We start from the raw sequence: 1216 nt of genomic DNA on the forward strand, positions 1-1216 counted from the left end.
GGTTCTGTTGCAAAGTTGAATTTATAGTATAATTTTAACAAAAAGGAGTCTTCTGTATGAACTATTTCAGATATAAACAATTTAACAAGGATGTTATCACTGTAGCCGTTGGCTACTATCTAAGATATGCATTGAGTTATCGTGATATATCTGAAATATTAAGGGGACGTGGTGTAAACGTTCATCATTCAACGGTCTACCGTTGGGTTCAAGAATATGCCCCAATTTTATATCAAATTTGGAAGAAAAAGCATAAAAAAGCTTATTACAAATGGCGTATTGATGAGACGTACATCAAAATAAAAGGAAAATGGAGCTATTTATATCGTGCCATTGATGCAGAGGGACATACATTAGATATTTGGTTGCGTAAGCAACGAGATAATCATTCAGCATATGCGTTTATCAAACGTCTCATTAAACAATTTGGTAAACCTCAAAAGGTAATTACAGATCAGGCACCTTCAACGAAGGTAGCAATAGCTAAAGTAATTAAAGCTTTTAAACTTAAACCTGACTGTCATTGTACATCGAAATATCTGAATAACCTCATTGAGCAAGATCACCGTCATATTAAAGTAAGAAAGACAAGATATCAAAGTATCAATACGGCAAAAAATACACTCAAAGGCATTGAATGTATTTACGCTCTATATAAAAAGAACCGCAGATCTCTTCAGATCTACGGATTTTCGCCATGCCACGAAATTAGGGATATGTTAGCCAGTTAAGGGAACAACGACATGATAAAATGGTAGTTAGCTATATTTTTCTAACTTTGCAACAGAACCCCTAAAAAAAATTCAAAATCTTTCAGAGAAGCTGTTAAAGGAATTTTTAAGTTCACAGATATTAACTTAGCGCGTGAGGCTAAAAATCGATTGATTCATGATTATATCGATCAACCAAAATATTCAAAAGCTTGCGCATCATTGGATGATGGATTCGAAGACGCCTTTCAATATACCGTACAAGGAAATTCCCACAATCGACTAAAGAGTACCAATCTAATTGAACGACTGAATCAAGAAGTACGCAGAAGAGAAAAGATTATTCGCATCTTCCCCAATCAAACATCAGCCAATCGCTTAATTGGAGCCGTTCTTATGGACCTACATGATGAATGGATTTATTCTTCAAGAAAATACATCAATTTTGATAAGTAGAAATGGTAAAAACATTGTATAGCATTTTACACAGGAGTCTGGACTTGACT

The 1216-nt window shown here is 34.4% G+C and carries 1 protein-coding gene and 1 pseudogene; both read left to right on the forward strand.

The window, feature by feature from the left end:
* Positions 1-56 precede the first annotated feature (56 nt).
* The gene (locus ACRRU2_RS28505; RefSeq protein WP_011117680.1) at positions 57-731 is read left to right on the forward strand and encodes an IS6-like element IS257 family transposase; all 675 of its coding nucleotides are present in this window, start codon (positions 57-59) and stop codon (positions 729-731) included.
* Between the two features lie 60 nt (positions 732-791).
* Positions 792-1166: pseudogene (locus ACRRU2_RS28510) on the forward strand (IS256 family transposase); the annotation flags it as partial.
* Positions 1167-1216 lie beyond the last annotated feature (50 nt).

The sequence above is a fragment of the Paenibacillus sp. GXUN7292 genome, assembly GCF_050864975.1.
Taxonomy (GTDB): domain Bacteria; phylum Bacillota; class Bacilli; order Paenibacillales; family Paenibacillaceae; genus Pristimantibacillus.

What these genes read in the sequence shown, in the direction of transcription:
- ACRRU2_RS28505 (WP_011117680.1), top strand. Translation starts at nt 57, where the DNA reads ATGAACTATTTCAGATATAAACAATTTAACAAGGATGTTATCACTGTA.